Origin of the sequence: Kribbella ginsengisoli (genome assembly GCF_039537185.1) — a bacterium.
GTDB lineage: Bacteria > Actinomycetota > Actinomycetes > Propionibacteriales > Kribbellaceae > Kribbella > Kribbella koreensis.
The window spans coordinates 175408-199947 of sequence record NZ_BAABAA010000003.1 but is presented as its reverse complement, the minus strand read 5'-3'; the positions used below and the strand labels follow the sequence as shown (position 1 = coordinate 199947).

Sequence of the window (24540 nt, the reverse complement as noted above, 5' to 3'; positions counted from 1 at the left end):
ACCGGGCCGCTAGCATGGGTGGAGTCACACCATCGGGCATTTGGAGGAACAGGCTGTCCAGGCCACGCAGTATCGAGCCGTCGCACCCGGATGCGGCGCGCGCTGACGGCAGCGCAGCGGGGGCCGGCCACAAGGCGTCCCACAAGATCGTCGTACCGAACAGTATCGACATGGTGGCGTTGCTCGGGGCCCGCGACGAGTTCCTCCGGATCATCGAGAAGGAGTTCGACGCGGACATCCTGGTCCGCGGCAACGAGATCACGATGACCGGCGAGCCGGCCGAGCTGGCCCTGACCGAACGGCTGGTCGACGAGCTGATCGCCGTGGTCCGGACCGGTCACGGGCTGACCGCGGACTCGGTCGAGCGCAGCATCGCGATGATCAAGGCCGAGACGGCCGAGAGCCCCGCCGACGTGCTGACCCAGAACATCCTGTCCAGCCGCGGCCGGACGATCCGGCCGAAGACGCTGAACCAGAAGCGCTACGTCGACGCGATCGACAAGAACACGATCGTCTTCGGGATCGGCCCGGCCGGTACCGGCAAGACCTACCTGGCGGTCGCCAAGGCGGTCCAGGCGCTGCAGGCCAAGGAGGTCAACCGGATCATCCTGACCCGGCCGGCCGTCGAGGCCGGCGAGCGGCTGGGCTTCCTGCCCGGCACCCTGTCGGAGAAGATCGACCCGTACCTGCGGCCGCTGTACGACGCGCTGCACGACATGCTCGACCCGGACTCGATCCCGCGGCTGATGACGGCCGGGACGATCGAGATCGCGCCGCTGGCGTACATGCGCGGCCGGACCCTGAACGACGCCTACATCATCCTGGACGAGGCGCAGAACACCTCGCCGGAGCAGATGAAGATGTTCCTCACCCGGCTCGGCTTCGGCTCCAAGATGGTCGTCACCGGCGACGTCACCCAGGTCGACCTGCCGAGCGGGACGAGTTCGGGCCTGCGGGTCGTGCAGGACATCCTGGAGGGCGTCCAGGATCTGGCGTTCTGCCGGCTGACGTCGCACGACGTGGTCCGGCACAAGCTGGTCGGCCGGATCGTGTCGGCTTACGAGAACTACGAAGGCAGCGCTGACAACCACCGATGAACGTAGAGGTCAACAACGAGTCCGGCGTCGAGATCGACGCACACGGACTGATGCGGCTGAGCCGCTTCGTGATGTCGTCGCTGCGCCTGCACCCCGAGTGTGAGCTGTCGATCAAGCTGGTCGACGAGGACACGATGGCGCGGTACCACGTGGAGTTCCTGGACCTGCCGGGCCCGACCGACGTGATGTCGTGGCCGATGGACGAGCTGCGCCCCGGCGGGGACAGCACCGATGACGCCGACCTGCCGCTCGGGCACCTCGGCGACATCGCGCTGTGCCCGACGGTCGCGGCCGCCCAGGGCGCGAAGGCCGGCCACGGCACCTGGGCCGAGCTGGAGCTGCTGACCGTGCACGGCATCCTGCACCTGCTCGGCTACGACCACGCCGAACCCGCCGAGAAGGCGGAGATGTGGGACATCCAGGGCCGCCTGCTGGAAGCATGGCGCGCACCTGGAAACAGACTCGGGCAGGAGTGACGAACCAGTGAGTTCCCACGACGGCGTTCTGCTGATTGTGGCTGCGGTGCTTGTGCTGCTCGCTGGGCTGTTCGCGGGGGCCGAGGCGGCCTTCTCGGCGTACTCGAAGGTGCGGGCGAACGAGCAGGTCGAGCAGGGCAACCTGCGCGCGGTGAAGCTGCGCGACCTGCTCAGCGACGCCCCGCGGTACCTGAACTCGCTGCTGCTGATCCGGCTGAGCTGCGAGATCACCGCGATCGTGCTGGTCACCCAGGCCCTGTCGAACATCTTCACCGTGACCTGGCAGCACATCCTGATCACCGCGGTGCTGATGGTGCTGGTCTCCTACGTGATCATCGGCGTCGCGCCGCGCACGCTGGGCCGGCAGCACTCGGACCGGTTCGCGATGATCTCGGCCGGCCCGATCATGGCGCTGACCCGGGTGCTCGGGCCGCTGCCGAAGCTGCTGATCCTGGTCGGCAACGCGCTCACCCCCGGCAAGGGCTTCGCCGAGGGCCCGTTCGCGACCGAGGCGGAGCTGCGCGCGCTGGTCGACCTGGCCGAGAAGTCGTCGGTGATCGAGAAGACCGAGCGGCAGATGATCCACTCCGTCTTCGAGCTCGGCGACACCATCGTCCGCGAGGTGATGGTGCCGCGCACCGACATGGTCTACATCGAGCGGCACAAGAAGCTGCGCCAGCTCACCTCGCTGGCGCTGCGCAGCGGCTATTCGCGGATCCCGGTGATCGGCGAGTCGCTGGACGACATCCTCGGCGTCGTCTACCTCAAGGACGTGATGCGCCGGGTCTACGACAACGCCTCGGCCGAGTCGACCGAGCGGGTCGAGTCGGTGATGCGGCCGTGCATGTACATCCCCGACTCCAAGCCGGTCGACCAGCTGCTGCGCGAGATGCAGGCGGCCCGGATGCACGTGGCGATCGTCGTCGACGAGTACGGCGGTACGGCCGGCCTGGTCACCATCGAGGACATCCTCGAGGAGATCGTCGGCGAGATCACCGACGAGTACGACGAGGCGCCGGAAGCCGTCCAGGCCCTGTCGGACGGCGCCTACCGGGTGTCCAGCCGGTACCCGATCGACGAGCTGGGCGACCTGTTCGGCGTACCGCTGGACGACGACGACGTGGACACCGTCGGCGGCCTGATGGCCAAGCTGCTCGGCAAGGTGCCGATCCCCGGCGCCCAGGTCGAGATCCTCGGGCTGTCGCTCACCGCGGAACGGCCGTCCGGCCGCCGCAACCAGGTCGGTACCGTGCTGGTCCGGCGCGGACAGCTCGCCGACCAGCCGCAGGACAGCAGTCACCAGAACGCCTGATCCACACCGCCTGGCACACTTCGATCACATGGAGCCATCTTTGCCTGCCGACCTCTCGGCCGAGGACGCCAAACTGGTCACCCTGGCGCGCGCCGCCCGGGCCCGTACCCGGGCCGCCGAAGGAGCCGCCGTCCGGGACACCGACGGGCGGACGTACGCCGCCTGCACGGTCCAGCTGGACACCGTGCTGCTGAGCGCATTGCAGCTCGCGGTGGCGATGGCCGTATCGTCAGGTGTCAAAGGCATCGAGGCAGCCGCCGTGGTCACCGACCACGAGCCCGCCGCGGTCGATGTCGAGGTGGTCCGTTACTTCGGCGGCGCCGCCCTTCCGGTAGTCGTTGCCGATGGCAACGGAGAGGTTCGTGATGTCGTCCACACCTGAGAACGTGCAGCCGGAGTTCAAGTCCGGTTTCGCCTGTTTCGTCGGCCGCCCGAACGCGGGCAAGTCGACGCTCACGAACGCCCTGGTCGGGCAGAAGATCGTGATCACCTCGTCGAAGCCGCAGACCACCCGGCACGCCGTCCGCGGCATCGTGCACCGCGCCGACGCGCAGCTGATCCTGGTCGACACCCCGGGCCTGCACAAGCCGCGGACGCTGCTCGGCGAGCGGCTGAACGACATCGTCAAGACCACCTGGGCCGAGGTCGACGTGATCGGCATCTGCCTGCCGGCCAGCGACAAGATCGGCCCGGGCGACCGGTTCCTGGTCGCCGAGGCCGCCAAGGTGGCCAAGACGCCGAAGGTCGCGCTGGCGACCAAGGCCGACCTGGTCTCGCCCGAGCGGATGATCGAGCACCTGTCCGAGATCCGGACGCTGGGCGAGTCGGTCGGGATCGAATGGGCCTCCGTCGTGCCGGTCTCGGCCACCTCGGGGTATCAGGTCGACACCGTCGCGGACGAGCTGGTGAAGTTCCTGCCGGCCGGCCAGCCGCTCTACCCCGACGGCGACGTGACCGACGAGCCGGAGGAGATCCTGGTCGGCGAGCTGATCCGCGAGGCGGCTCTCGAAGGCGTCCGGGACGAGCTGCCGCACTCGATCGCGGTCACCATCGACGAGATGGGGCTGCGCGAGGGCCGGCCGGACGACAAGCCGCTGCTCGACATCTACGCCAACATCTTCCTCGAGCGGGACAGCCAGAAAGGCATCGTGATCGGTCACAAGGGCGCCCGGCTGCGCGACGTCGGCGCCAACGCCCGCCGCCAGATCGAGGCCCTGCTCGGTACGCCGGTCTACCTCGACCTGCACGTGAAGATCGCCAAGAACTGGCAGACCGACGCCAAGCACCTACGGAAGCTCGGGTTCTGATGGCCGGAGCCCAGGTGCTGCTCAACCCTTCGTACTACGCACTCACCGGCCCGCACGCCGCGCTGGCCGAGAGCCGTGGCCGGGTCCATCGCTACCCACCCGAGGTCGCGCCCTTCCTCGGCCTGCCGGACGACGTGACCGAGCAGGACTGGGCCGATGCCGCCGAGCTTCTCGGGGTCGGGCACAGCGCGGCGTACAAGCGTCACGACCTGCCGCTGCCGAGCAGCTTCAAGCTCGTCCAGAAGTTCGGCCTGGTCCAGTTCGTGGCACCGGACGCGTTCGGCGAGCCTGATTCCGAGGCCGTCGTGCTCGGCCCGGACGATGTGCCCGAGATGGTCGCACTGACCGCGTTGACCGAGCCCGGCCCGTTCCGCACCCGGACGATCGAGTGCGGCCGGTACGTCGGTCTGCGCCGCGACGGTGAGCTGATCGCGATGGCCGGCGAGCGGTACAAGCTGCCCGGGTACACCGAGATCAGCGCGGTCTGCACGCACCCGGCGTACCGGGGTCAGGGACTCGCCAGCCGGCTGATCCGCGATGTCGCCGCCGGCATCGAGGCGGCCGGCGATCGCCCGTTCCTGCACACGGGCGCCACCAACGCGAGCGCGATCCGGTTGTACGAAGGACTCGGCTGGTCGGTCAGCAACCGGATGTCGGTGTCGATCGTCGAGCCGGTCTGACCAGCAGCGCCTCGCTCAACGGCTTGCGGTCGAGGTCGGGGACCTCGCAGTCGCCGGCGGGATAGCCGACCGGGAAGATGATGTACGGCCGTTCGGACCGCGGCCGGTCGAAAACCTCGCTGAGGAACGCCATCGGGTTCGGCGTGTGGGTCAGCGTCGCGAGACCCATCCGGTGCAGCGCGGCGATGAAGAAGCCGCAGGCGATGCCGACGCTCTCCGACACGTAGTAGTTCTTGCGCAGGCTGCCGTCGGCCCGCGGGGTGTGCTTCTGCGCGAACGCCACCACCAGCCAGGGCGCGACCTCTAGGAACTCCTTGTTCTCGTCGGTCTCCAGCCGGGCAAGCGCCTCGTGCCACTCCGGCAACTCACGCTCCAGGTAGAACCGGCGCTCCTCCTCTTCGGCGGCCAGCCGCACACTGCGCTTGATCTCCGGGTCGTCGGTCGCGACGAACGTCCACGGCTGATAGTGCGCCCCGCTCGGCGCCGTGTTGGCTGTGGCAACCGCCAACTCGATCGCCTCCAGCGGCACGGGCTCATCCGAGAACCAGCGCACCGATCGGCGCGACTCCAACCCGTCCCGGAACTCCGCCCCACGGCGCAGCCCTTCCTCGATCGGAACGCGTGCGGGTGCGTAGGGGATGAAGGGGTGCTGATGGCTGCGGCTCACTTCATCGACGGTAGTCAGCCAGCTCATCATCAGTCCAGCTTGAGAAAGTAGAGCAACCCATATGCTTTCCTTATGCCTCTGCCCAACGTCTCGCCTCGCCAGTTGGAGTATCTGGTGGCCATCGCCGAGACGGGCGGGATCACGACGGCCGCCGCGAGGTGCCAGGTCTCGCAGTCCGCTGTGTCGCTCGCGATCGGGGAGCTGGAGCGCGCGCTCGGTGTCACCCTTGTACTCCGCGGCTCACGCCGAGGCACCGGACTCACCCCGGCCGGGCAGCAAGTGGTGACCGACGGGCGCAAGGTGCTGGCCGCCTTGTCGGAGCTCGGGGCCGGTGCGCGCAGTCTCGGCCAGGAGATCGACGGGCGGCTCACGATCGGGTGCTATGCGCCGATCGCGCCGTTCCATCTGCCGTTGGCGATCGCCGGGTTCCGGGAGACGCGGCCCGGCGTGGAGATCGACTTCATGGAGGGCACGCTGCCGGATCTGCAGGGCGCGTTGCTCGACGGTCGCTGCGAGCTCGCTTTCCTTTACCAGCAGGACTTGCTGCCGGGGATCGAGACCGTGGTGCTGCACGACCGGCCGCCGTCCGTACTGCTTCCCGGTGGGCATCGGCTCGCGCGACGGCGGTCGATCCGGTTGGCCGCGTTGACGGGGGAGCCGTTCGTGCTGCTCGACGTACCGCCGAGTGAGCGGTACTTCCAGGCGGTCTTCGACGCGGCCGGGGTGGAGATGACGCCGGCTCATCGCGCGGGCAGCTTCGAGTTGGCTCGCGCATTGGTTGCCCGGGGCATCGGATATTCGCTGGCCGTGCAGACACCGGCGGTCGAGCTGAGTTATGAGGGTTTGCCGGTGGTCACGCGACCGCTGGCGGACGGAGTACCGACTACTCCTGTGGTGCTGGGGTGGGCCGCCGGGGGACGCCTCACCCGGCGGGGTGAGGCGTTCCTCGGCTACTGCCGGAAGGCGTTCAGATCGTCTTCTGGTAGTCGAGCCCGCGGCCCACGATGAAGTAGCCCAGCTGCTCGTTGATGCCGATCATGTGGTTGTTGGACTCGGCGTTCCAGGTGTCGATCTGGGTCAGCGCCGGCTCGGCCTCGCGCAGCCAGAGCAGCATGGCGGTCTTCACCAGGGCGCCCAGGCGATGGCCGCGATGGTCACGGGAGACCGCGGTGTCGTTCTGGTGGCCGATGTGCGGGCGCTCGCGCTCGACGGTGACGACCGTGTGGCCGGCCGGTTCGCCGGTCGTGCGGTGCCGGGCGATCACCCGGTACATGGTCTCGTTGTGCGCCTCGCGAGCCTGCTCGTAGGCGCGGATCCGGTCCGCCGAGATGGCGTCGTCCTCCATGTCGAGGTCGTCCTTGGGAGCGTCGTTGATCGAGGCGGTGACCGCGACCATGCCCTCCAGGAGTTCCTCGGGGACGGCCCCGACGAACCGCAGTACCTCGTAGTCGGCGGCCGCGAGCACCGCCTCGTCGTACAGCTTCTGCGCGGTGGCCCAGTCCAGGTTCGCGATGTCCTGGCGGCGGTTCACCTCGACCGCCTTCTGCTCGAAGCCGTTCGCCCGGATGACCTCGTCCCGGTCCGGCCGGTCCCAGGCCGCGATGCCGACCAGGTGCCGGTCGAGGTCGAGGGCGAGCTGTTCGGCGTACCGGATGAGCTCGTCCTCGATGCCCTGGCCGCGATGGTCCGGATGGACGTCGACCTCGAGCCAGACCGAGTTGGTGTTGTCGCGGGTCGGCGCGAAGAAGTCGAGCAGGCCGACCAGGGACCCGTTCTCGTCGCGGGCCAGGTAGGCGCGGCCCGGGTCGCCGTCCCAGCCGTACTTGAGGTGCGCCTGAAAGCCGAGCGGGGTCGACACGACGGCCGCCGGGCAGTCGACCTTGTGGGTCGCCGTCAGCAGCGCCACTGCCTCGGCGCAGCCGGCAGCGTCGTCTGGGTCAAGTCTGGTGATGTCCACCAGGCCAGAGTGGCGGCAGGAGGCCGGTCACCGCGAGTCATTTATGGCCGGTGGAGAATTTCCTCGCTGAGCTTCCACAGCCGCCGGGCCGCGTCCTGGTCGATCGCATACGGCAGGACGCCGAAGGCGCCCGGGGTCAACGCCAGTACGTCGGTGTCCGGCAGATCTCCCGTGTGCAGGGTGGCGACGTCGACGTCCTCGCAGTACAGACCCCCGAGCCCGTCGAGCTGCGGACTGGTCGCGCACCAGACCTGGGTCGCGGCACCCTGCTCGGGGGTCTTCAGCCCACGACTGGGGTCGATGATCGGTGCGTAGTCGTCGTCCAGGAAGCCGCCCTGCCGCAGTACTTCGCGATCGGTGCCGCCGGCCAGATTGGTCATGATGCTGCCGGGATGGACGGCGAACGCGCGGATGCCGTTCTCCCGCTCACGAGCGTCGAGCTCGACGACGAACAGGACGTTGGCCGTCTTCGACTGCCCGTACGCCTGATAGGGGCCGTACTCGCGATGCTCGAAGTTCGGGTCCTCGAAGTCGACGGCGCTGTACCTGTGACCGCGCGACGACAGCGCGACGACCCGGGCGCCGCCGGCCTGGCGCAAGGCGGGAAGGAGGCGCGTGGTGAGCTGGAAGTGGCCGAGGTGATTGGTGGCGAACTGTGACTCGAAGCCACGGGCGTCGCGGCGCAGGGGAGTGGCCATGATCCCGGCGCTGTTCACCAGGAGGTGGAGCGGGCGTCCGGTGGCGAGGAATCGATCGGCGAAGGCGTCGATGCTGTCGGGGTCGAGCAGGTCCAGCTCGTAGACGACCACGCCTTCGATGCCGGCCAGTTGCCTGCTCGCCCGGGCTGTGTCGCGGGCCGGGACGATCACCTCGGCGCCGGCGGCCAGGAAGGCCCGGACGGTCTCCTTGCCGAGACCGGAGTAGCCGCCGGTGACGATCGCGGTCTTGCCGGTGAGGTCGATGCCTTCGATCACCTCGGCCGCGGTGGAGGCAGCGGTGAATCCGGATCCGATGGGTTGTTGTGTGCTCATACCTTGAAGCTAGTTCGACCCGGTCGTACTCTGAATGCTTGTGAGTCCTGAAAATTTGCGCGAGAGTACGGCTGATCCGCTGGCGCAGACACTGGCCCTCACTGAGGCGCGGTGCCATGTCTCGCGCGGCTTCGAGGCGTACGGCGACTGGGCGCTGCGCTACCCGGCGTCGCGGCGGCTGAAGTTCAGCGCGATGGTGGAGGGGACTTGCTGGCTCGACTTCGAGGATGGCCGGCCCCGGATCGGGCTGGAGCGCGGTGACGTGGTGCTGTTCGACGGCCGGCGGACCTTTCTGAAGGGCAACGCCGACGTACCGGTCGAGGATGCCGTCGAGGCCTTCGGCGCGTACGACGGGCCGATCGCCCGGTTCGGCAGCGGCGCGGCCGATCGCTCGGGGACCAAGGTGATGGGCGTCGGTGGGCACGTCAGCGTGAACCGGACCGGCGAGGAGCTGCTGATGCGCGCGCTGCCGCCGGTGATGGTGCTGCGCGCCTCCGATGAGCAGGCCCCGGTCTTCCGCTGGTTGCTCGACCGGTTATTGCATGAGGCAACGACTACGCAGCCGGGGGCGAGTCTGGCCGCCGACAACGTGGCGCATCTGTTGTTCGTGGAGACGTTGCGCGCCTGTCTGACCGAGGCCGAGTCGCTGCCGGTCGGCTGGTTGCGGGCGATCGCCGACGAGCGGATCGCCCCCTCGCTCCGGCTGATGCACGACCAGCCGGGGCGCGCGTGGCAGTTGGAGGAGCTGGCGCAGGCGTCGGCGATGTCGCGGACCACCTTCGCGGAACGGTTCCGGTCGGTTGCCGGCGTACCGCCGCTGACGTACCTGACGAACTGGCGGATGAGGCTGGCCGAGCGAGCGCTGCGCGACGAGGACACCCCGTTGTCCACGCTCGCCCGCTCACTCGGCTACACCTCCGACAGCGCCTTCAGCAACGCCTTCAAGCGGGTCAACGGAATGGCCCCGAAGCGCTACCGCGACGCGGCTACATCCCGTACGAGTGCTCCACGCGCATCGTGAACAGCAGCCGCTTGTCGGCCACCATCGCCCGCCGGTAGTCGTCCCAGTCGGGGTGCTCGCCGGAGGCCTCGCGGTAGTACGCGACGAGCTGCTCGACGGTGTCGTCGTGCTCGTCGGCCGCGACCGCGGTGAGCTCGGCTTTGCCTTCCAGCACGACGTACGAGCGACCACCCGGGCCGTTGACGTAGAGGCTGGCCCGCGGATCGCGACGCAGGTTCTTGGTCTTGGCGCGATCGTCGGTGAGCGACACGCGAATCCGCTCACCGTCGTACAGGTAGGTGACGTTGGACAGCTGCGGACGGCCATCGCGCTTGATCGTGACAAGCACGCCGAGCCCGGTCTTGCCGGGGAGGTCAGAGGTCATGAGTGGAGCCTAATTTTTCAAGCAGACTTGAAGTCAACCCCGCCGCGAGTCGCCCGGTGGGGTGAGGAGCCAGGTGCGGGTGTGTTTGAGGACTTCGGAGCGGGTGTAGGGGCCGTGGTCGGCGGCGATGAGGTGGCTGCCGATGTAGGTCGAGTAGACGAGCAGGCTGCGGGTCTCGACGTCGGCCGGGTCGGGGCAGAAGGCGCTGAAGAGTTCGCGGAGGTAGGCCATTCGGCGGTTGTCGACGCGGCGGAGGCGGTCGGCGACGGCCGGGTCGCGCCGGGCCCAGTCGCGGATCGCGAGGTCGACGGTCACCTCGGAGGTGAGCCGGTCGGCGGAGGCGACGATCGTGATCAGCCGGTGGAGCTTCGTCGCGGCGTCGCCGCCCTCGCTCTCGACGCGCTGGATCAGTTCCTCGGTGCTGCCCAGTTCCCAGCTGTCCAGCATCTCCTCGAGCAGGGCGCCGCGATTCTCGAAGTACCCGTAGAAGCCGCCCTTGGTGACGCCGAGCGCCTGCGCGATCGCCTCGATCCGGACGGCCTCCGGGCCGCCGTCGGCGAGCGTGCGCAGTCCTTGCTCGATCCACTTCGCGCGAGGGGTGCGGGCCAGCGCCACGAACGTGTCTCCTCTCACTGGAACCAGGTCTATACGCAACCGTACAGATCTTGCTAGCTTCGATCTATACGGAAGCGTACAGACCTTGGAGGAACCGATGAGACTCCCGCTCGCCGCCCACACGGACCAGCCCTGGCGGATCCACGAACTGACCCCGGATTTCACCGTCGAAGACGTCTGGGCGCTGCCGACCCCGGGTGGTCCAGGAGAGCTGCCGCGGCTGCTGACCGCGTTCGGAGCAGAGGGGGCCGACGGAGCGAGAGGGGCGGGAGGGCCTGGCGGCGACGCTGAGGAAGGCTTTCCGGCGGGCGCGCCGCTCATCGTTCGGTTTTTGTGGGAGGCCCGGTGGAAGCTCGGCCGGGTCTTCGGCTGGGACGACGAGGGCGGCGGCCTCGGTGGGCGGGTGCAGACGTTGCGCGACCGCTTCCCGGACGACCTGCGCGCGGTTCCGGCCGGCCCGGAGATGGGCAAGCTGCCCTTCGAGCCGCTCTACCTGCTGGACGACGAGTGGGCCGCCGAGATGGCGAACCGGACGGTGCACGGAGTGCTGCATCTCAGCTGGGTGCCCGACGGCGCCGGGGGCTATCGCGGGCAGATGGCGGTGCTGGTGAAACCCAACGGGCGGCGCGGGGCGGCGTACATGGCGGCGATCAAACCGTTCCGGTACCTCTTCGTCTATCCGGCGTTGCTGGGACTGATCGGACGCAACTGGCGGGCCGGCGCCGCTGCCTGAGCCGTCACTCTCCGTCTCGGTCCGCGAGACCCCTGGTTCGACCTCCGATCAGGGTTGTGCATAGACTCACAGGCATCATGCGGCACCAGCTTCTTCTCCTTCGCTGCCGCGGCGAGGCCTGACGTAGGCCGGTTTCCTCGCCGCGGAGTTTCGTCGTACGCCGGTCGATCCCGACCCAGCTGTACACAACTTCCCGCGAGGAGACCCGCACTCATGGCACCGAAGAACCAGCCCGAACCCGTTCAGCAACCGTCCGGCATGCCGATCGGCCGGTACAGCGCGTTCCCGCCGATCGCGCTGCCGGACCGGACCTGGCCGGCCAAGTCGGTCGACAAGACGCCGCGCTGGCTGTCCACCGATCTGCGCGACGGCAACCAGGCACTGGTCGAGCCGATGTCGCCGGCCCGCAAGCGGCGGATGTTCGACCTGCTGGTGAAGATGGGCTACAAGGAGATCGAGGTCGGTTTCCCCAGCGCCAGCCAGTACGACTTCGACTTCGTCCGCAGCCTGATCGAGGGCGACGCGATCCCCGACGACGTCACCATCTCGGTGCTGACCCAGGCCCGCGACGAGCTGATCGAGCGGACCGTGCAGTCGCTGGAGGGGTCGCCGAAGGCCACCATCCACCTGTACAACGCGACCGCGCCGCTGTTCCGCCGCGTCGTGTTCAACGTCGACAAGGCCGAGTGCCGCAACATCGCAGTACGGGGCACCGAGACGGTGATGAAGTACGCGGACGAGATCCTGGGCGACTGCGAGTTCGGCTACCAGTACAGCCCGGAGATCTTCACCGGCACCGAGCTGGAGTTCGCGCTGGAGGTGTGCGAGGCGGTCAGCGACGTCTGGCAGCCGGCCGAGGGCCGCGAGATCATCCTGAACCTGCCGGCCACCGTCGAGATGTCGACGCCGAACGTGTACGCCGACCAGATCGAGTGGTTCGGCCGCAACCTGACCCGGCGCGAGCACAGCACCATCAGCCTGCACCCGCACAACGACCGCGGTACTGCGGTGGCCGCCACCGAGCTGGCGCTGATGGCAGGCGCGGATCGCGTCGAGGGCTGCCTGTTCGGCCACGGCGAGCGGACCGGCAACGTCGACCTGGTCACGCTGGGGATGAACCTGTTCAGCCAGGGCATCGACCCGCAGATCGACTTCTCCGACATCGACGAGATCCGCCGGACGGTCGAGTACTGCACCCAGATGCGCGTCCCCGAGCGCCAGCCGTACGCCGGTGACCTGGTCTACACCGCCTTCTCCGGCTCGCACCAGGACGCGATCAAGAAGGGCCTGGAGGCGCTGGACAAGCAGGCCGCGGCCGAGGGCATCCCGGTCGGCCAGATCCACTGGGAGGCGCCGTACCTGCCGATCGACCCGAAGGACGTCGGCCGGTCGTACGAGGCGGTCATCCGGGTCAACTCGCAGTCCGGCAAGGGCGGCGTCGCGTACATCATGAAGTCGGAGCACCGGCTCGACCTGCCGCGCCGGCTGCAGATCGAGTTCAGCCGGGTGATCCAGCAGCACACCGACGCCGAGGGTGGCGAGGTCGGTCCCCAGCAGATGTGGGACATCTTCGAGGCCGAGTACCTGGCGCCGGGCAAGCTGTCGCTGCTGACCGTCAACTCGACCTCGGGTGAGGGGCAGAACGACGCGCTCCGGGTGCAGGTCTACTCCAACGGCGTTCCGCACGAGCTGGTTGGCGAGGGCAACGGTCCGGTGTCGGCCTTCGTCGACGCGATCAGGCCGCTGAAGTACGACGTACGGGTGCTGGACTACCACGAGCACGCGCTCTCGGCCGGCGGTGACGCCCTGGCGGCGGCGTACGTCGAGTGCGAGGTCGGCGACGACGTCTACTGGGGAGTCGGGCGGGACGCCAACATTCTCACTGCCTCGCTGAAGGCGGTCGTCTCGGCGATCAACCGCGCCACCCGGTAATTGCATGGTGTTTCACGCCCGGAGCTGATTGGCTCTGGGCGTGATCACCGTCCGCGAGATCGACCCCCACGACGCGCAGGCCTTCGACGCTTGGTACGCCGTACTCCGAGCCGGTGCCGTCGCCGATCGCGAGGTACCACTCGTCTTCAGCCACCAGGCGACGGCGAACTCCCTGCGCTCGGACAACCCGATCAAGACCAGGCTCCCGGTCGCGGCATTCGACGGGGAGCGGGTGGTCGGCGCGATGCTTTTCGAGTACTACCTGAAGAACGATCTCGACGCGGTCATCGTGGAGATCGACGTGCTGCCCGCCGAGCGGCGGCAGGGGATCGGCACCGCACTGTGGGGCTGGGCGCGGTCGAAGGCAGCGTCGCTCGGCCGGACGATCTACCAGGCCGAGCTCGCCGTTCCCGACGGCTTCACGCCCGAGACCTGGCCCGGGTCCCTGTTCGCCGCCAAGCTCGGGTTCGTGGTCGAGCATGTCGAGGACCATCTCGTCGTACCGCTGCCGTACGAGCACCGGGTGGAACTGGAGCCGCTGGAGGGGTATGAGCTGATCTCCTGGGCGGGTCCGTGCCCGGAGGAGTACCTGCCGGTGTACGCCGACCTGCGCAGCGCGATGGCTCGCGACGTACCGATCGGCGGGATGTCCCGGGAGCCGAAGGTCTGGACCGCTGACGAACTCCGCCAGCTGGAGGAGCGAACCGCCAGAAGCTACCAGGCCTTGGTCGTGCTGGCCCGCACTCTCGATGGCCGCCCGGCCGGCTACACGGTGATGTACCTGCCGCTGACCGACCCGGACAACGTGCAGCAGTTGGACACGCTCGTCCTGCGCGACGACCGCGGCCACAACCTCGGCGCGCACCTGAAGGCCGCCAACCTGGCGCAACTCGCCGAGCACCGGACCACCCAGAAATGGCTGCACACCTGGACCGCCGAGACGAACGGCGCGATGCAGAAGGTCAACGCCCGTTTCGGTTTCGTGGCCCGCGAGAAGAACGTCGAGTGCGAGCTGGAACTCCCCGCGCCGACTCTTCGGCCTGCCGCGCGAGCTGTCGTGCTGGACCCGGAGGACCGGATCCTGTTGCTGCGCTTCGAGTTCGCCGATGGGCACGCCGTGTGGGCGCCGCCTGGTGGTGGGGTGGAGGCGGGGGAGTCGTTGCCGCAGGCACTCGCCCGCGAGCTGGCCGAAGAGATCGGGATCGAGCCGCCTGCCGATGCGCCGCACCTGTGGCATCAGGTGACGGTCGCTGATGGGCATGCCGCAGGGTTCGACGGAGTGACGAACGACTACTTCCTGGTGCGGACCGATGCGTTCGATCCGGCCGGTTCGATGTCGGTGGAGGAGATGCAGGCGGAGAACGTGCATGGGTACCGCTGGTTGACCTTCGAGGAGATCCAGAGCCATCGTGGTCCGGAGTACCTGTCGCCGCGCACGCTGCCTGTGCTGCTGTCCCGGTTGCGCGACGACGGGCCGCCCGCGGAGCCAGTATTCATTGGCTTGTGAGAGGTCTGTTGGGAAGGTATGTGAAGGGTGTGAGGACGCGAGTCTGCGGCGGGTAGGCGATCTAGCGTTGGGGCTGTGACTACATCTACTGGTGATCCCGTCCCGTTATTCGTGCCTACCCGTAGCGCTGGGGCGCTGGACGTCGCGGCTCTGCAATGGGGGCATCGGCCGGACGGCGTACGGGTGGGCATCGCGTTCAGTTCTGCTCAGTTGTTGCGGGCGGCAACGGGGCCGCGGCAGGAGTGGGTTCGGTTGCATGAGAGTTCGCTGCGGGAGATGCTCGCGCCGTTCGGCATCAGCGTGATCCAGCTCGACCCGATGCTCGTCGGCCCGGACGTGGCTCAGATCCGTACGCCGGAACTGGTGGGCCACCATGGCGGTTGAGCCCTACGACCCGCACCCACGCCGGGAGCGCTTCGATCCCGAGTTCGTCGCGATCGTCCGGATCGTCGTCGTGATCGGCGCGCTCGCCGCCCTGCTCTACTGGCTCGGCTGATCAGAGCCGGCGTTCCCAGCTGAGGTGTCCCTCGTCCATCAGGGCGTGGCCGTCGGCGCCGGCGGCCACGCTCGGGTCGTGGGTGGCGATGATGACCGCCGCGCCGCGGTCCGCCTCGTCGCGCAGGAGGGCGAGAACGCGCTCTCTGTTGGTGCTGTCGAGTTCGCTGGTGGATTCGTCGGCGAGGATCACCTTGCCGCGCTGGGCCAGCCCGCGGGCGACGGCGACGCGCTGTTGCTCGCCGCCGGACAGCTCCTCGACAAGGTGGTCGCCACTGTCCTCCAGCCCGACGTCAGACAGCGCTTTCGCGATGATGTCGTCGATCGACTCCAGCGCCTCGTCGCGGTCCTGGTCGTCGGATGGCAACTTCCGCTCGGCCAGCAGCGGCATCGACAGGTTCTCGCGCGCCGTGAGGACGCGGGCCAACCCGTTGCCCTGCGGGATCAGTACGACGCCGTGCGCCGCCGCCCGCGGCCGGTCGACGATCTCGAGCCCGTCGACCTCGACCGAGCCCGACTTGGCCGAGACCGCCCCGGCGATTGCCCAGAGCAACGAACTCTTGCCGGCCCCCGACGGCCCGCTGACCGCCAGTACGTAGCCGGGCGGCACCCGCAGTGACACGTCGGCCACCGCGACCAGGTCGCCGTAGGCGACGGTGAGGTTGGTGACGGTGATCATGCCTCGCCCTCCTGCTCGACCGGCGTCAACCGGACCTCGCCGTCCTCGGTGGTGGTCACGCGCAACAGCGTTCCCGGTGGCAGCAGCTCCGCGACATGCGGCGGCAACGGCAGCGAGCCATCGGTCGCGACCACGGCGAACTCCTCACCCGAGCGGCCTTCCGACGCGATCCGCCCGTCCTTGATCGTGATCGTCCGCGGGAGCACGGCGGCCACGTCCGGGTCGTGGGTGATCAGCAGCACGGTCATACCGGTCGCCTTGTTGATCGTCGAGATCGCGGCCAGTACCTCGTCGCGTGCCCGGTGATCGAGCTGGCTGGTCGGCTCGTCGGCCAGCAACAACCCAGGGAACGTGGCGATCCCGACCGCGACCGCGCACAGCTGGATCTGACCGGGTGTGAGCCGTTCCAGCGGAGTGTGCGCATGGTTGCTCAGGCCAACGAGATCCAGCACTTCCTTCGGCGCCGGCAGCGGTCGGCCTTTTGCTGCGGCGCGTTGCGCGTACCGGACATTGTCCTCGGGCGAGAGGTACGGGATGAGATTGCGCCCGGCCCCCTGCAGCACGATGCCCACGTCGCCGGCACGCATCCGGTCCAGCTCGGACTCGGTCATGGTGGCGATGTGATGCTCGCCGATCTGCAGTCGCCCGGCGCTCGGGGTCAGCAACCCACCGCAGAGCTGCAGCAGCGTGGACTTCCCGGCGCCGGACGGCCCGAGCAACCCGACCAGCTCGCCCGGCCGGACACTGATCCCGATTCCGGACAGCGCGGCGACGTCGTGCCCTTGGCTGCGGTAGATGTGCACCAGGCCGGTCGTGTTGATCGCGAGGCCGGTCATGACAGCTCCTCCCGGATCCGGGTATAGCCGGCCCGCCGGTTGACGCCGGTGCCGAGCAAGAGGGTCGCCGCGGTCATGATCGCCGTACTGATCACCGTCAGCGCCAATGCGACGCCCCAGTTGGTGGCGAGGTCGAGGGGGATCGGCGACGGTTGGCTGGTCGGGGCGAACAGCGGGATCATCGGCAGCGCGACATGGGCGCCCAGGATGCCGCAGGCCGAGCCGAGCAAGGCGGCCAGTGCGACCGGCCCGGTCTGCTCCCACCTCGCCGCCCTGCCAGTCGTAGCAGCCGGTACGCCGGTGATGCGCAGGCTCGCGTAGTCCTGGGCCCGGGAGCGCCACGAGGTGACGATCATCAGCAGCAGCACGATGATGGCGAGCGCCCAGCCGGCCACGCCGATCACCGGCGTCAGCTGGAGGGCCAGCGCGCTCGCGGAGCGGCCGTAGGTGGCGACCTGGTCGGACTTGCGGTCGATGAGGGTCGCCAGGATGCCGGCCTTGCCCAGCTCGTCGATGATCTGTTGCGAGTGGGCCAGGCCGTCCTTGTTCAGCCAGAGCTCGAAGTCGGTACTCGTGTCGGCCACGCTGCCGCCCAATCGGCGTACCGTCTCCAGATCGACGACCGCGGTGTGTTCGCTGTAGCGCGGGATCGCGGTCTGCAGCCGGTCGAGCTTCTCGACCATGAACGCGAGGCCGTCCAGGCCGGGCACGGTCTGGGACTGGGTGACCGCGTACTCCGGGCTGATCAGCGCCGGCACGGCGACCGGGATCCGGGTGGTCTGGACGCTCACCTCGCGGCCGATGCTGGTGATGCCGAGGATCAGGCCGCCCGGCGGGCCGTCGGTCGCGCTGATGCTGCCCAGGTTGACGGCGTCGCCTTCGGCCTGGTCGGGCGCGTTCCAGCTGCCGGCCTTGCCCAGCGGGATCGACGGCTGGGTGTCGGTGGCGACCTTGTCGATGGTGATCTCGCCGCGGATGCCGGCCGAGTCGCCCAGCTCGCGGGTGACGCCCAGCCGGATCAGGTCGCAGGTCTCGGGGCAGACGATCTGCTTGCTGAGCTGGACCTGTTTGCCGGCGTCCAGCTTCATCGGCGGGAAGTCGACGGTGAACCGGGACCCGGTGTCGTGGCTGAAGAGCGAGGCCTGGAGCACGACGGACTTGGCGGGTGGCCCGACCGGGACCTCCTCGCCGTCCCCGGTGGGTGGGTAGTAGGGCTGCAGTGCGCCAGGGGTCGCGGTGATGGTCAGCCGCTCGCCCTTCAACGTGATCGGCGGTGGCTCGGTCGGGGCCTTGAGCTGCCGGAAGCCTTGGGCGTCGGTCAGCTGGTCACCGCGGAAGGCGACCCGCTGGTAGCTGTCGGGCTCGATCATCAGCGTGCGCAGGCCGTCCGGGTTCGACGGGGAGGAGAGCACGACCGGGGTCATCCAGCGCCGGTCGTGGTCGATCTTGTCGATCGCGGTGCTGAAGTCGGAGAAGACCCGTACGTCCATCGACAGCACGCCGTCGGCGCCGACCTCGTACCCGGCTCGGTAGTCGCGGTTGCGGTCGGCCACGGACGAGGCCTGGCCGGCGAAGGAGACCAATGCCGTCGCCACGGCCACCACGGCGACGATCCGGGTCACTGCCGGGCGGCGGGCCACCTGGAGCGCTCCGAGTGCTAGGCCGAGCTGTCCCCGGCGCAGTGCTTGCCTGCTGATGAGGCCCGCTGTCGGGAGAAGGAGGTGGGCGAACGTCAGGCCCACCGCCAGGGCGAGCAGGCTTGGGGTCAGTACGGGCAGTGGACCCCGACCACCGCCGGTCAGCGCGCCCAGCAGCCCGGCCGAGGCGACCACGATGACGATGACATCGATCAGACCGATGGTCCGGCCCCGGCGCCGCGGCACGATCCGGCGGAGCAGGGTCGAGATCGGCTGGCTGATGACCGCCCGGATGGTCCAGGCGACCACTGCGAGTCCAACGAGAGCCGCGAGGGCCGCGGCGGCCGGTACGGTCCAGGGCAGCTCCAGCGGAGCCCCGTCGTTCAGCCAGGTACTGCGTACCACCAGCAGCAGCCCGAACCCGACCAGCCCGCCCAGCAGCGTGCCGACCACGACCGGCACCGCGAGCTCGGTGGCCAACGACCGGCCCGTACGCCGTGAGCTGGCGCCGCGCAGCCGGGACACGGCCAGCTCGGGCCTGCGCTGGTCGACGACAGCGGCCAGTGCGAGGGCGAGCACCACGACGCCGAACAGGGCCACCTGGACCATCACCAGCGGGATGATCGTGGCGGCCTGCTTGCGCTCGGCGGTGATCCCGTCGATGACACTGCTCAAGGCGGAGGTGTTGGCCGTCTCGAGCGAGGCGCCGTTGACGTTGGAGTCCTCGGTGGCCTGACGGAGCTTTGCCAGGTCGTCGACCCGGGCTTTGCCTGGCAGTGGGTGGACATCCACGGTCGAGTGGGCGCCCCAGACGCCCTTCTCGAGGGTGTCGCGGGTGGTGAAGATGTAGTCGGCCGTGGCCGGGCGGGTCTCGCTGGCTGGGAGCGAGTGGCCGGTCGGGCCGAGGCCGTACCAGTACGGGTCGTTGTTGTCGGCGCGGTAGATGCCGACCACTTTGAGCTTGCCGCCACCGGCGTACTTGCTGGACTGGGCGTTCAGAGTGGAACCGATGTCGGCGCCGAAGTTCTTCACGTCCTGGGTCGAGACGGCGGCCTCGTTCGGGGCGCTCGGACACTTGCCTGAGGTCAGTACGAGCTTGTCGCAGTAGCCATCCCGCCAGACCACCTTGCCGGTCTGATCCGGCTTGCCGAGCGCCCAGCCGACCTCGACCGACATGCCGTAGATCGGCGGGCTGAACAACGGGCGCAGGTCGTCGGGGATCAGGGTGGCGATCCGCTCGGGCAGCACGGAGGCGTTGGGGCCACTGAGCAGTGGCGGTGGTGTCGACTCGAGTTGCCAGCTTGCTTGCAGCCACTGGCTGGTCAGGGTCTCCGTGGTGACCGTCTGCTCGACCGCGCGGGAGAACCACGGCGCGAACGTCGCGCACGCGCCGATCAGCACGCTCACCCCGGCGAGCACCAGCATCTGGGACCAGCGGTACCGCAGCGCCTGCTTCAGAAACATCAGTGGCTCACCCCTAAGCCGTTCCGCCCCTTGGACATCGATTCACTACCCGGCCGAAGATACGGATATCCGGGGTCGGGCAGCTCGTCAGAGGTCAAATGACACAGAGTCGTTACTGCGGTATAGGTTTCTTGGCATGCGTGAATCCCACCTCGGAGAACTGACCGTTTCGGCCCTCGGCCTCGGCTGCATGGGGATGTCCCAGTCGTACGGCGTGCAGAGCGACGACGCGGAGTCGATCGCCACCGTGCACGCCGCGATCGACGCCGGCTGCACGTTCATCGACACCGCCGACGTGTACGGCGACGGTGCCAACGAGGAACTCGTCGGGCGGGCGCTGGCCGGCCGGCGGTCCGAGGTGGTGCTGGCGACGAAGTTCGGCTTCCAGCGGGTCGGCTCGGACATGCCCAACGTGGTCAACGGGCGGCCGGAGTACGCGGCCTCGGCTCTTGATGCGTCGCTGCGACGGCTCGGAGTCGACTACGTGGATCTTTGGTACCTGCACCGGCGTGATCCGGAGGTGCCGATCGAGGAGACGGTCGGGGCGATGGCTCTCGCCGTGGAGGCGGGCAAGGTCCGGTACCTGGGGTTGTCGGAGGTGTCGGGGGAGACGGTGCGGGCGGCACATGCGGTGCACCCGATCAGCGCAGTACAGAGTGAGTGGTCGCTGTGGACGCGCGACCCGGAGACCGGCGTACTGCCGACCCTGCGCGAGCTGGGGATCGGGTTCGTGCCGTTCAGCCCGTTGGGGCGTGGCTTCCTGACCGGGCAGATCACTTCGCCGGACGACTTCGAGCCGGACGACATGCGGCGGGGGATGCCGCGGTTCAGCGGGGAGAACTTCCAGCGCAATCTGGATCTGGTGGCGCGCGTGCAGTCCCTTGCCGCGTCGAAGGGCGTGCTGCCGAGTCAGCTGGCCCTGGCCTGGCTGCTTGCTCAGGGCAACGACGTGGTGCCGATTCCGGGGACGAAGCGGCGGAAGTACCTGGCTGAGAACCTTGGTGCTGTGGACGTTTCGCTGTCTGCTTCCGAGTTGGCGGAGCTGGATGCGGCGTTCCCGCCGGATGCTGTGGCGGGGGATCGGTACGCGCCTGCTGGCATGAATCAGGTGGGCAAGTGATCGGTGTGACCGGGTCTACCGGTCAGCTGGGGTCGCGGATCGCTCGGTTGCTCGCGGCGGACGGGGTGGCGCAGCGGTTGATCGTGCGGGATCCGGGGCGGGCGCCGTCGTTGGCCGGGGCGGAGGTGGCGCAGGCGGCGTACGGGGAGAAGGCCGCGTTGCTGAATGCGCTGGACGGGGTCACGACCTTGATGCTGCTGAGCGCGACGGAGTCGGCGGACCGGGTTTCTTTGCATAAGGCAACTGTTGATGCCGCGGTGGCGGCGGGGGTGCAGCGGATCGTCTACACCTCCTTTGTCGGTGCTTCGCCGTCGGCGACTTTTACGTTTGCGCGGGATCATTGGCACACCGAGGAGCATGTGCGCTCGACCGGTGTGGACTTCACGTTCTTGCGGGACAACCTGTATCTGGACTTCTTGCCGGGGTTCGTCGGCGCTGATGGTGTGATCCGCGGGCCGGCGGGGGATGGGCGGGTCGCAGCGGTCGCGCGTGATGATGTCGCGGCGGTGGCGGCTCGGGTGCTGGTGTCGTCTCAGCACTCCGGGATGACGTATGACCTCACTGGGCCTTCCGCGTTCACGCTGACCGAGGCGGCTTCCTTGATGAGCTCGGCGTGGGGGCGGCCGGTGCGGTACGAGCCGGAGACGCTCGACGAGGCGTACCGGTCGCGCGAGGGCTTCGGTGCGGCTGCGTGGGAGGTGGCCGGGTGGGTCACGTCGTACGCCGCCATCTGCAGCGGCGAACTGAGCGGCGTGAGCAGCGCCGTCGAAGACATCACCGGCCACCCGGCCATCAGCCTCCCCGACTACCTCGCCAAGTCCTGAACCTCGCCGGCGGAACCTGCGCCCTGCGTCGCCGTATCAGCCTCGTGGGGATTGTCGACGGGACCTGAGAGAATGATCAGATGCCGCTCTATCGTGACGAGGCGATCGTGCTCCGGGTCCAGAAACTGGGCGAAGCCGACCGGATCGCCACGCTCCTGACCCGCGGCCACGGCAAGATCCGCGCGGTCGCCAAGGGTGTCCGCCGCACCTCGTCCCGCTTCGGTGCCCGCCTGGAACCCTTCAGCCACGTCGACCTCCAGCTGGCGACCGGCCGCACCCTGGACGTGGTCACCCAAGCGGTCTCCATCGCCGCCTACGGCGAAGGCATCGTCAGCGACTACGCCCGCTACACCACCGGCGCGGTCATCCTGGAAACCGCCGACCGCCTGGTGGTAGAAGAAAAAGAACCCGCCACCCAGCACCACCTCCTGCTGGCCGGCGCCCTAAGAGTCTTGTCATCCGGTGAACGCACCCCCGGCCTGGTCCTGGACTCCTTCTTCCTCCGCTCGCTGGCCATCTCCGGCTACGCCCCATCCTTCGACGACTGCGCCAAATGCGGCGAACCAGGACCCCACCGAGCCTTCAACCCGGCCGCCGGCGGCATGGTCTGCAGCACCTGCCGCCCACCCGCCTCCACCATGCCGTCCCAAGCCACAGTCACTCTGTTGGCGGCCCTCCTAACCGGCGACTGGCCCACCGCAGAACGCACAGACCCCAGAACCCGCCGAGAAGCCACCACCCTCGTCTCCGCCTTCACCACCTACCACCTGGACCGCCTCCGCTCCCTCCGCCACCTAGACCTAACCCCCACCACCGCTCCCCAACTAAACCTCAACTAGCCCCCGCCCGCCCTGCGCCCGCGCTGCCCGCACCGCCCCGCGCCCGCCCTGCGCCGCGCTGCCCCCGCGCTGCCCGCTCTGCCCCGCGCTGCCCCCGCGCCGCCCGCTCTGCCCCGCCTCGCGCCCGCTCTGCGCCGCGCTGCCCGCTCTGCTCCGCCCCGCTCTGCTCCGCTCCGCCCCGTGCTGCGTTGCCCCGCCCCGCCCCGCCCCGCGCTGCGTTGCGGGCGGCGCGCCCGCCGGTCAGTCCGGCAGCCAGTGGAGCTCGTGGGCCAGGGCTTTGGCGACCGTACGGATGCGGCGGTGGAGTGGGGACTGCAGGCGTGGGAGGACCAGGTGGATCGTCAAGGCGGGTGCGCCCCGCAGTGGTCGCCACGTGAGACCGGCGGCTAGTACCGTGACCGCCGCTTCACCAGCCGGGGCCAGGGTGAGCCCGTCGCGGAGGTCTTGCTGAAACATGTCGAAAGAGACCGCAGGCGTGCGGAATCGGGGGCTCGGCCGGACGTCGCGGAACAGTGCGGACAGCTGATCGTGGATCACGGGGTTGGCCGTACGGTCGGGGAGGCGCAGCGGATACGCGGCCGCATCGGCGATCTCGATCTCCGGGTGTTCGGCCAGCGGATGATGCTGCGCCAATTGGACCCCGACGCGCTGACGCCGCAGCAGGATCCGGCGTACGCCACGACCCGGCTGTTCACCGCGGGTGATCCCCGCATCGATCCGGCCGTCGGCGACCGCAGGGGAGATCTCCGGTGTCGCCATCGGGACGGCGCTGACCTCGAGCCCCGGGCTGCTGCGTATGAGCCTGTCCACCAGAGCCGGTGCCGTCTCGGCCCCGGTGCTGAGGCTGTATCCGATGCGCAGCGTGCCGAGTTCACCGGCCGCTGCGCTCCGGGCGGTATCCCATGCCCGGTCCAGAGCCGCCAGCGCGGGTGGCGCGGACTCCGCCAGAGCCACACCGGCCGTGGTCAGAACGACGCTACGGGTGGTACGAACCAGCAGAGCCGTACCGAGTTCCGACTCCAGCCGGCGCATCCGGGCGCTGAGGGCGGGCTGTGCGATCCCGATCCGGGCGGCCGCACGGGTGAAGTTCAACTCCTCCGCCAGCACCAGGAAGTACCGCAGACTCACCGTATCCGGCGCCACGTGCCCTCCCTGCCGATTGATAACCAGCCGTTCTGAGTCTAGTCCGAACCGGTCTTTCCCTCGGCCGCACCTCGAGCCCTAGCCTGCGAAGAGGACGACCGTCCACCCGAACACAGGAGGTTTCCATGCCCAAGGGCTACTGGGTCAGCGTCTACCCCGCCATTTCCGACCCGGAGGCTCTGACTGCCTACGTCGACCTAGCCGGCCCGGCTGTCCGCGCCGCAGGCGGCCGCACCCTCTCCCGCGGCGCCCGAGTAGTAGCCCACGAGTCCGGCATCACGGAACGCGTAGTCCTAGTCGAATTCGACACCTTCGAACAGGCCGTCGCGGCCTACGAAACCGAGGCCTACCAAAAGGCACTGCTCACCCTCCCCACCGCCTTCCAACGCGACTTCCGCATCATCGAAGCCATCACCTGACCCCCGCCAGTGCCGCCGCCGACGACGCCGCTGCTGTCGTTGCCGATGCCGCTGACGCCGCCGCTGACGCCGCCGCTGACGCCGATGCCGATGCCGATGCCGATGCCGATGCCGACGACGCCGGCGGTGCCGATGCCGACGATGCCGCCGCCGACCACGACCACGCCGACGACGCCGCCGACGCCGACGACCACGCCGCCGACCACGACCACGCCGCCGACCACGACGCCGCCGCCGACGCCGCCGACGCGGCTGATGACGCCGCCGACGCGGCTGATGACGCCGCCGCCGACGATGCTGCTGACGAGCGGACTGGTGCGATGACTGAGGTGGTGGTTGTCGATGCGTGTCAGCGGCAGGGCCGGGGTGGGAGCCCGACGGCTGT

26 protein-coding genes are annotated in these 24540 nt (G+C 69.0%); 17 read left to right on the top strand and 9 right to left on the bottom strand.

From position 1 onward, the window contains the following. The first annotated feature begins 170 nt into the window (after positions 1 to 170). From ABD768_RS14620 to ABD768_RS14595, 6 genes are read left to right on the top strand one after another with little or no spacing between them, the layout of a single operon-like run. Positions 171 to 1097, top strand: coding sequence for a PhoH family protein (locus ABD768_RS14620; RefSeq protein ID WP_343984006.1), 927 nt, complete (start codon positions 171 to 173; stop codon positions 1095 to 1097). Next, positions 1094 to 1573 carry an rRNA maturation RNase YbeY gene (ybeY, locus tag ABD768_RS14615; protein WP_343984004.1) on the top strand — a complete coding sequence of 160 codons (480 nt, stop codon included), beginning with the start codon at positions 1094 to 1096 and terminating at the stop codon, positions 1571 to 1573. The genes ABD768_RS14620 and ybeY overlap by 4 nt, the downstream gene beginning before the upstream one ends. 7 nt (positions 1574 to 1580) lie before the next feature. Next, the gene (locus ABD768_RS14610; RefSeq protein ID WP_344840977.1) at positions 1581 to 2885 is read left to right on the top strand and encodes a hemolysin family protein; all 1305 of its coding nucleotides are present in this window, start codon (positions 1581 to 1583) and stop codon (positions 2883 to 2885) included. A gap of 28 nt (positions 2886 to 2913) precedes the next feature. Beyond that, entirely contained in the window at positions 2914 to 3267 is a 354-nt protein-coding gene (locus ABD768_RS14605) for a cytidine/deoxycytidylate deaminase family protein (protein WP_425558422.1), read from the top strand. Continuing rightward, the gene (gene era, locus ABD768_RS14600; RefSeq protein WP_344840976.1) at positions 3251 to 4192 is read left to right on the top strand and encodes a GTPase Era; all 942 of its coding nucleotides are present in this window, start codon (positions 3251 to 3253) and stop codon (positions 4190 to 4192) included. The genes ABD768_RS14605 and era overlap by 17 nt, the downstream gene beginning before the upstream one ends. Beyond that, entirely contained in the window at positions 4192 to 4872 is a 681-nt protein-coding gene (locus ABD768_RS14595) for a GNAT family N-acetyltransferase (RefSeq protein WP_344840974.1), read from the top strand. The genes era and ABD768_RS14595 overlap by 1 nt, the downstream gene beginning before the upstream one ends. On the opposite strand, the gene ABD768_RS14590 is transcribed toward ABD768_RS14595, so the two are convergent. After that, positions 4832 to 5539 carry a nitroreductase family protein gene (locus tag ABD768_RS14590; RefSeq protein WP_344840972.1) on the bottom strand — a complete coding sequence of 236 codons (708 nt, stop codon included), beginning with the start codon at positions 5537 to 5539 and terminating at the stop codon, positions 4832 to 4834. The two genes, ABD768_RS14595 and ABD768_RS14590, sit on opposite strands and share 41 nt — an antisense overlap. Before the next feature lie 72 nt (positions 5540 to 5611). Between ABD768_RS14590 and ABD768_RS14585 the strand changes: the two genes are divergently transcribed. Beyond that, the gene (locus ABD768_RS14585) at positions 5612 to 6547 is read left to right on the top strand and encodes a LysR family transcriptional regulator (protein ID WP_344840970.1); all 936 of its coding nucleotides are present in this window, start codon (positions 5612 to 5614) and stop codon (positions 6545 to 6547) included. On the opposite strand, the gene ABD768_RS14580 is transcribed toward ABD768_RS14585, so the two are convergent. Together ABD768_RS14580 and ABD768_RS14575 are read right to left on the bottom strand one after the other, a co-directional pair. After that, on the bottom strand, positions 6507 to 7496 hold the full coding sequence (locus tag ABD768_RS14580; protein ID WP_344840968.1) for a GNAT family N-acetyltransferase: 990 nt from the start codon (positions 7494 to 7496) through the stop codon (positions 6507 to 6509). The genes ABD768_RS14585 and ABD768_RS14580 overlap by 41 nt on opposite strands. A gap of 41 nt (positions 7497 to 7537) precedes the next feature. After that, a complete protein-coding gene (locus ABD768_RS14575; RefSeq protein WP_344840967.1) occupies positions 7538 to 8527 on the bottom strand; it encodes an oxidoreductase in 990 nt (329 codons plus the stop codon). Positions 8528 to 8567: 40 nt separating this feature from the next. On the opposite strand from ABD768_RS14575, the gene ABD768_RS14570 reads away from it, so the two are divergent. Further along, positions 8568 to 9548, top strand: a complete 981-nt coding sequence (locus ABD768_RS14570; protein ID WP_344840965.1) for an AraC family transcriptional regulator — start codon at positions 8568 to 8570, stop codon at positions 9546 to 9548. On the opposite strand, the gene ABD768_RS14565 is transcribed toward ABD768_RS14570, so the two are convergent. Both ABD768_RS14565 and ABD768_RS14560 read right to left on the bottom strand, forming a co-directional pair. Continuing rightward, a complete protein-coding gene (locus ABD768_RS14565) occupies positions 9514 to 9912 on the bottom strand; it encodes a PPOX class F420-dependent oxidoreductase (RefSeq protein ID WP_343983988.1) in 399 nt (132 codons plus the stop codon). The two genes, ABD768_RS14570 and ABD768_RS14565, sit on opposite strands and share 35 nt — an antisense overlap. Positions 9913 to 9945: 33 nt before the next feature. Then, positions 9946 to 10545 carry a TetR/AcrR family transcriptional regulator gene (locus ABD768_RS14560; RefSeq protein ID WP_344840962.1) on the bottom strand — a complete coding sequence of 200 codons (600 nt, stop codon included), beginning with the start codon at positions 10543 to 10545 and terminating at the stop codon, positions 9946 to 9948. A gap of 79 nt (positions 10546 to 10624) precedes the next feature. Here ABD768_RS14560 and ABD768_RS14555 point away from each other — a divergent pair, with 79 nt between their 5' ends. The 5 genes from ABD768_RS14555 to ABD768_RS14535 all read left to right on the top strand — a co-directional run bounded on the left by ABD768_RS14555 (position 10625) and on the right by ABD768_RS14535 (position 15195). Beyond that, on the top strand, positions 10625 to 11260 hold the full coding sequence (locus tag ABD768_RS14555; RefSeq protein ID WP_344840961.1) for a DUF2867 domain-containing protein: 636 nt from the start codon (positions 10625 to 10627) through the stop codon (positions 11258 to 11260). A gap of 213 nt (positions 11261 to 11473) precedes the next feature. Then, complete coding sequence (leuA, locus tag ABD768_RS14550) at positions 11474 to 13192, top strand: 2-isopropylmalate synthase (RefSeq protein WP_344840959.1); 1719 nt, start codon at positions 11474 to 11476, stop codon at positions 13190 to 13192. Between the two features lie 40 nt (positions 13193 to 13232). Then, positions 13233 to 14699 (top strand): GNAT family N-acetyltransferase, encoded by a 1467-nt coding sequence (locus ABD768_RS14545; protein ID WP_344840957.1) that lies wholly within the window; start codon positions 13233 to 13235, stop codon positions 14697 to 14699. Between the two features lie 75 nt (positions 14700 to 14774). Next, complete coding sequence (locus ABD768_RS14540) at positions 14775 to 15083, top strand: SAV_915 family protein (RefSeq protein WP_344840956.1); 309 nt, start codon at positions 14775 to 14777, stop codon at positions 15081 to 15083. Next, positions 15073 to 15195 (top strand): hypothetical protein, encoded by a 123-nt coding sequence (locus ABD768_RS14535; RefSeq protein WP_344840954.1) that lies wholly within the window; start codon positions 15073 to 15075, stop codon positions 15193 to 15195. Before ABD768_RS14540 ends, ABD768_RS14535 begins: the two co-directional genes overlap by 11 nt. Here the strand turns inward: ABD768_RS14535 and ABD768_RS14530 are convergent, their stop codons facing one another. Genes ABD768_RS14530 through ABD768_RS14520 form a run of 3 tightly spaced genes read right to left on the bottom strand, consistent with a single transcriptional unit; the run spans position 15196 to position 19810 of the window. Continuing rightward, the gene (locus ABD768_RS14530; protein WP_343983974.1) at positions 15196 to 15873 is read right to left on the bottom strand and encodes an ABC transporter ATP-binding protein; all 678 of its coding nucleotides are present in this window, start codon (positions 15871 to 15873) and stop codon (positions 15196 to 15198) included. After that, positions 15870 to 16709: an ABC transporter ATP-binding protein gene (locus ABD768_RS14525; protein ID WP_343983972.1), complete on the bottom strand. Its 840-nt coding sequence runs from the start codon at positions 16707 to 16709 to the stop codon at positions 15870 to 15872. The genes ABD768_RS14530 and ABD768_RS14525 overlap by 4 nt, the downstream gene beginning before the upstream one ends. After that, the gene (locus tag ABD768_RS14520) at positions 16706 to 19810 is read right to left on the bottom strand and encodes an FtsX-like permease family protein (protein ID WP_344840953.1); all 3105 of its coding nucleotides are present in this window, start codon (positions 19808 to 19810) and stop codon (positions 16706 to 16708) included. Before ABD768_RS14520 ends, ABD768_RS14525 begins: the two co-directional genes overlap by 4 nt. 136 nt (positions 19811 to 19946) lie before the next feature. Between ABD768_RS14520 and ABD768_RS14515 the strand changes: the two genes are divergently transcribed. From ABD768_RS14515 to recO, 3 genes are all read left to right on the top strand, one after another. After that, positions 19947 to 20930: an aldo/keto reductase gene (locus tag ABD768_RS14515; protein ID WP_343983968.1), complete on the top strand. Its 984-nt coding sequence runs from the start codon at positions 19947 to 19949 to the stop codon at positions 20928 to 20930. Beyond that, on the top strand, positions 20927 to 21754 hold the full coding sequence (locus ABD768_RS14510) for an SDR family oxidoreductase (RefSeq protein ID WP_344840952.1): 828 nt from the start codon (positions 20927 to 20929) through the stop codon (positions 21752 to 21754). The genes ABD768_RS14515 and ABD768_RS14510 overlap by 4 nt, the downstream gene beginning before the upstream one ends. 80 nt (positions 21755 to 21834) lie before the next feature. After that, on the top strand, positions 21835 to 22593 hold the full coding sequence (gene recO / locus ABD768_RS14505; protein ID WP_344840950.1) for a DNA repair protein RecO: 759 nt from the start codon (positions 21835 to 21837) through the stop codon (positions 22591 to 22593). A gap of 240 nt (positions 22594 to 22833) precedes the next feature. Here the strand turns inward: recO and ABD768_RS14500 are convergent, their stop codons facing one another. Then, positions 22834 to 23736, bottom strand: a complete 903-nt coding sequence (locus tag ABD768_RS14500; protein ID WP_344840948.1) for a LysR family transcriptional regulator — start codon at positions 23734 to 23736, stop codon at positions 22834 to 22836. 125 nt (positions 23737 to 23861) lie between these two features. Between ABD768_RS14500 and ABD768_RS14495 the strand changes: the two genes are divergently transcribed. Continuing rightward, positions 23862 to 24155 (top strand): DUF1330 domain-containing protein, encoded by a 294-nt coding sequence (locus ABD768_RS14495; protein ID WP_344840946.1) that lies wholly within the window; start codon positions 23862 to 23864, stop codon positions 24153 to 24155. Positions 24156 to 24540 lie beyond the last annotated feature (385 nt).

What these genes read in the sequence shown, in the direction of transcription:
- ABD768_RS14620 (WP_343984006.1), top strand. Translation starts at nt 171, where the DNA reads ATGGTGGCGTTGCTCGGGGCCCGCGACGAGTTCCTCCGGATCATCGAG.
- ybeY (WP_343984004.1), top strand. Translation starts at nt 1,094, where the DNA reads ATGAACGTAGAGGTCAACAACGAGTCCGGCGTCGAGATCGACGCACAC.
- ABD768_RS14605 (WP_425558422.1), top strand. Translation starts at nt 2,914, where the DNA reads ATGGAGCCATCTTTGCCTGCCGACCTCTCGGCCGAGGACGCCAAACTG.
- era (WP_344840976.1), top strand. Translation starts at nt 3,251, where the DNA reads ATGTCGTCCACACCTGAGAACGTGCAGCCGGAGTTCAAGTCCGGTTTC.
- ABD768_RS14595 (WP_344840974.1), top strand. Translation starts at nt 4,192, where the DNA reads ATGGCCGGAGCCCAGGTGCTGCTCAACCCTTCGTACTACGCACTCACC.
- ABD768_RS14585 (WP_344840970.1), top strand. Translation starts at nt 5,612, where the DNA reads ATGCCTCTGCCCAACGTCTCGCCTCGCCAGTTGGAGTATCTGGTGGCC.
- ABD768_RS14575 (WP_344840967.1), bottom strand. Translation starts at nt 8,527, where the DNA reads ATGAGCACACAACAACCCATCGGATCCGGATTCACCGCTGCCTCCACC.
- ABD768_RS14565 (WP_343983988.1), bottom strand. Translation starts at nt 9,912, where the DNA reads ATGACCTCTGACCTCCCCGGCAAGACCGGGCTCGGCGTGCTTGTCACG.
- ABD768_RS14555 (WP_344840961.1), top strand. Translation starts at nt 10,625, where the DNA reads ATGAGACTCCCGCTCGCCGCCCACACGGACCAGCCCTGGCGGATCCAC.
- leuA (WP_344840959.1), top strand. Translation starts at nt 11,474, where the DNA reads ATGGCACCGAAGAACCAGCCCGAACCCGTTCAGCAACCGTCCGGCATG.
- ABD768_RS14535 (WP_344840954.1), top strand. Translation starts at nt 15,073, where the DNA reads ATGGCGGTTGAGCCCTACGACCCGCACCCACGCCGGGAGCGCTTCGAT.
- ABD768_RS14530 (WP_343983974.1), bottom strand. Translation starts at nt 15,873, where the DNA reads ATGATCACCGTCACCAACCTCACCGTCGCCTACGGCGACCTGGTCGCG.
- ABD768_RS14525 (WP_343983972.1), bottom strand. Translation starts at nt 16,709, where the DNA reads ATGACCGGCCTCGCGATCAACACGACCGGCCTGGTGCACATCTACCGC.
- ABD768_RS14520 (WP_344840953.1), bottom strand. Translation starts at nt 19,810, where the DNA reads ATGTTTCTGAAGCAGGCGCTGCGGTACCGCTGGTCCCAGATGCTGGTG.
- ABD768_RS14515 (WP_343983968.1), top strand. Translation starts at nt 19,947, where the DNA reads ATGCGTGAATCCCACCTCGGAGAACTGACCGTTTCGGCCCTCGGCCTC.
- recO (WP_344840950.1), top strand. Translation starts at nt 21,835, where the DNA reads ATGCCGCTCTATCGTGACGAGGCGATCGTGCTCCGGGTCCAGAAACTG.
- ABD768_RS14495 (WP_344840946.1), top strand. Translation starts at nt 23,862, where the DNA reads ATGCCCAAGGGCTACTGGGTCAGCGTCTACCCCGCCATTTCCGACCCG.